This is a genomic window from Pseudomonadota bacterium (assembly GCA_022572885.1).
In the GTDB taxonomy this organism is placed as follows: domain Bacteria; phylum Pseudomonadota; class Gammaproteobacteria; order Steroidobacterales; family MnTg04; genus MnTg04.
This window is the reverse complement of the sequence record JACZVC010000062.1, coordinates 1-3,709: the sequence shown is the minus strand read 5'-3', so window position 1 is coordinate 3,709 and position 3,709 is coordinate 1. Positions and strand designations below refer to the sequence as shown.

The window sequence follows — 3,709 nt, the reverse complement described above, 5'->3', positions numbered from 1 at the left end:
TGGAGCCCGTGAACAGCCGGGAAGTCGATGACATGCGCCGGCTTGGCGGAACGTACAGGCCGATGGTCGGGTGCATCGCCGGCGAGTGACCGATGCGTTCGCCAGGGATGATAGTAATCCAGATAAGCTGAAAGCAGCCGTTTGAGGTGTTGTTCGTTAAGGACGACAACGTGATCCAGAAGCTCCCGTCGGATACTGCCGATCACTCGTTCGACATAGGGATTCTGCCATGGTGACGCCGGCGCAGTGATGACTTCTTTCGTACCAAAAGACCGAATTCTTCGCTGAACTTGCCGGCCATAGCTTCCATCGCCATCTCGCAACAGATAGCGCGGGGCGGTATCGAAGGGAAACGCCTCAGTAAGCTGCTGCGCCGTCCATTGAGCCGTTGGATGTTCCGTGACGTTGAAATGGACGATCCGGCGCCGATCGTGAACCAGGACGACCAATACAAATAGGACCTTCAAAGTGGCCGTAGGCACGACGAAAAAATCGATCGAGGCGAGTTCGTGAGCATGCTGCTCGAGAAAGGTTCTCCAGCTCGGGGAGGGCGGTTTGCGGTGCCTGGGTTTGTACCGCTCGACGGTGGATTTTGCGACATCGATGCCCAGCATTTTGAGTTCCGAGACGATCCGGGGTGAGCCCCACGTAGGGTTGGCCTGCCACATCCGCTTGATGAGCTGTCGCAGCTCCAGGGCGATCTTTGGCCGGCCGGGGTCGTCCATGCTGGCTCAACGCACGCCAATAGTCCCGAATTCGCCGATTCTGCCACGCTACCACGGTCCGAGGCTGAACAAAGTACAACGCTTTGCGCCAGCCGGACCACCACTTCGACACAAGCGACCAGAGCATCCTATCGGACGAGGAGATCCGCGGCTTCCGGCGTTCGACCCGGTACACTGAGAGCTGATGGCGAAGCGCGGCGACTTCGAGCTGCAGAGACAGGCGAGTTCGAGCTGACGACACAATGAGCGAGAATAGAAATTGAATGAGGTGAGTCATTCAGCAATGCTCACCCGCTCCTGATGAACTTGCAATAAGATCAAGCGACATGGATATTCGGGACCCACAGGTGTGTCCTTAAGTTTTCTGTAGAAACCAAGGTAACTGAGGTTGCTAATGTATCCACTTCTTTTGTATAGACCCAGCAGAAATTGCGACGAGCCTTCCCTTGTGGCCGTCGAACGGCGTCGTGTAACGACTACGCTTACCATGCTGTGCGTATTAATCTCAGGGGCATCTTGGGCGGCACCGATTGCTACCAACACCGCGCTCCCTTTGAGTGCAGACGAGATTATTATTCGCCAGCAGTTTGTCATGACCCATTCGTCGGACTACATTGCTGGCACACGGCGCGAGGTAGATCGCTTGGAATCCCGAACAGTGTTGGGCTACGGACTAACGTCAAAGCTAGCACTTTTTGCTGTGCTGCCGATAATCAACGTCAATCGCGAATTTGGGGATGTCAGTGCTTCCGAATTTGGCCTTGGCGATGCCGCACTGTTCGCACGCTATGAAGTGTTTCGCTCCGACCGGCCAGGACGCACGCTCCGCATCGCGCCGTATGCCGGGGCCAGATTACCCACGGGACGAGACGGCAAAACCGGTGATGGTTCAGTCGATGTTTTCGGCGGAGTAATCGCGACTTTCGCCAGTACCCAATGGGTACTCGACACCCAACTGAGGTATGACTTTAACCGTGAAGCAGATGGATTCGAGCGGGGAGATTCGACGAGATTTGACACGTCCTTTCAGTATCGCTTAGCGCCTGGAAGAGTGACGAAGGATACCAACGCATTCGTTTTCGGCGTGCTCGAACTCAGTGCGAACCACTATAAACACAATCGCTTGGGCGGCGTGACGGACCCGAACAGCGGCGGATTCCAGCTGTATTTGACGTCGGGCCTTCAGTATGCCACTCGGCGTTGGATTGCCGACCTTGGAGTTAAGGTTCCGATTGTGAACGATCTTAACGGTACGGCCCTAGAGCCTGATTACTCGATTCTTACCAGCATTCGAATTAACTTTTAAAGGACCAGCAACCATGAAGCGCACGATTCCATTTTTAATTTCTTTTGTATTAGCCGGCACTGCGGCGTTGGCAGATAACGTGCAATACGATATTCGCGTGGACGGCATCACCTGCCCATTTTGTGTGGCGACGTCTGAACGCGCGTTAAAGAAGATCGAAGGTGTCCACGCGGTCGGCAGTGACCTCGAAACGGGCACTATATTCGTCTGCGCCGATAGCCGGGTAGCGTTCACCGATGCGCAACTGAAACAGCTATTTCGCGATAAGGGCTTTACGTATCGATCTTTTGAGAAAACTTCCAGGTGTTCGATTGCCGGGCACGAGTATGACGATGAGGAATTGCGGGACATCCCAGAGGATCATGCCGACCACCCAGGCACCAAAAGCTAAGGTGAGACTCGTGACCGAACCGACGACACCGCGGAAATGGGCCTGGCTTGTGCTGTTTACATCCTCCACAACACTTATTTGCTGTGCGTTACCAATCTTGCTCGTGTCTCTGGGGCTTGGTGCCGTATCAGCCTCGCTTTTTGCAAACTTGCCTTTTCTGGTAACGCTGGCTCAGTACAAGGGGTGGATGTTCACAGGTAGCGGCGCCGTGTTGATACTCACCGGCTGGCTGCTGTTTCGGTCCGGCCGCGCGTGCCCGGCCGATTCAGAATTAGCCGAACTATGTGATAGAGCATATCGTTGGAATTCCCTATTTTTCCGGGCATCCGTTGTAATTTGGGTGGTGGGTTTGGCAGCGGCCTATTTGGCGCTACCAATCTACCTGTGGTTCGGGAACGGTTAACCAGCGTAGCCGCAGGCCCTACTAAGTGCATTTGTGAGAATCGAGCGATGTCCGATGGCCAACACCAACTAGCGTTCCGCGGCTGACTTCGACTTCGGTCATTTCCTTGGTGTAAAGAGGGACATCGTCGAAGGTCAGCAAGTAGGCGACTGCAGTCAGTCAGCGCATATCCTAATGTGCAAACCTGGGACAGCGAATGTCGCCTCTGGGTCATCTGCAGCCATTCTAACAGCTCGAATATTAGCATCTGAGTGGCTTGTCGCTCCCGTTTATTCATCCGAGCGAGGAAGTCATGCTGCCTGGCGAATATATTCATGATGCAGGCCGCCAACATGTTTGAGTTCTATGACTCTGCCTTGATCTGGCGGTTGTTCCCGGCGTCCTTCCGGCGCGTCTTTGCCCAAGGAGAGGTGCGTTCGGGTCTGATTGTAGTAACGCACGTAGCTCGAGATAATGCGTCTAAGGTGCCGCTCGCCCAGCACGATCATGTGGTTTGAACACTCGCGCCGGATGGAGCCTATTACGCGTTCAGCGTATGCATTCTGCCAAGGTGAGCGCGGTGCGGTCGGCACGTCTTGGATGTTGAGTGCTTCGACTTGGCGACGGAATATCTCGCCATAGATCGCATCTCGATCACGGACGAGGAAACGAGGGGCATTGTCTGTGCCACACGCCTCTAAGAGCTGCCGGGCTGTCCATGCGGCCGTAGGATGTTCTGTGACGTTGAAGTGCAGGATTCGCCGACGATCATGACTCAAGATTACCAGCACGAACAAGACCCTGAAGGTCGCCGTAGGGACCGTGAAGAAATCCAGGGCAATCAGCTCCTTGGCATGGTTCCGAAGAAACGTTCGCCAAGACTGGGACGGCGGCCCCCGATGCTT

The 3,709-nt window shown here is 54.9% G+C and carries 5 protein-coding genes; 3 read left to right on the top strand and 2 right to left on the bottom strand.

All coding sequences use genetic code 11. The features are described 5' to 3' along the window. A partial coding sequence (locus tag IIA05_12940) for a transposase (GenBank protein MCH9027996.1) occupies positions 1-497 on the bottom strand: 497 nt, incomplete at its 3' end. Positions 498-1,278: 781 nt separating this feature from the next. On the opposite strand from IIA05_12940, the gene IIA05_12935 reads away from it, so the two are divergent. Genes IIA05_12935 through IIA05_12925 form a run of 3 tightly spaced genes read left to right on the top strand, consistent with a single transcriptional unit; the run spans position 1,279 to position 2,825 of the window. Beyond that, positions 1,279-2,031 (top strand): transporter, encoded by a 753-nt coding sequence (locus tag IIA05_12935; GenBank protein MCH9027995.1) that lies wholly within the window; start codon positions 1,279-1,281, stop codon positions 2,029-2,031. 13 nt (positions 2,032-2,044) lie between these two features. Then, the gene (locus IIA05_12930) at positions 2,045-2,422 is read left to right on the top strand and encodes a heavy-metal-associated domain-containing protein (GenBank protein MCH9027994.1); all 378 of its coding nucleotides are present in this window, start codon (positions 2,045-2,047) and stop codon (positions 2,420-2,422) included. Between the two features lies 1 nt (position 2,423). Then, positions 2,424-2,825: a hypothetical protein gene (locus IIA05_12925; protein MCH9027993.1), complete on the top strand. Its 402-nt coding sequence runs from the start codon at positions 2,424-2,426 to the stop codon at positions 2,823-2,825. A 290-nt stretch (positions 2,826-3,115) separates the two neighbouring features. Here IIA05_12925 and IIA05_12920 read toward each other — a convergent pair whose 3' ends face one another. Beyond that, positions 3,116-3,649, bottom strand: a complete 534-nt coding sequence (locus IIA05_12920; protein ID MCH9027992.1) for a transposase — start codon at positions 3,647-3,649, stop codon at positions 3,116-3,118. Positions 3,650-3,709: the final 60 nt, after the last annotated feature.

Bases quoted from the DNA above. Each gene is read 5' to 3' on its own strand.
- IIA05_12930 (MCH9027994.1), top strand. From the start codon at position 2,045: ATGAAGCGCACGATTCCATTTTTAATTTCTTTTGTATTAGCCGGCACT.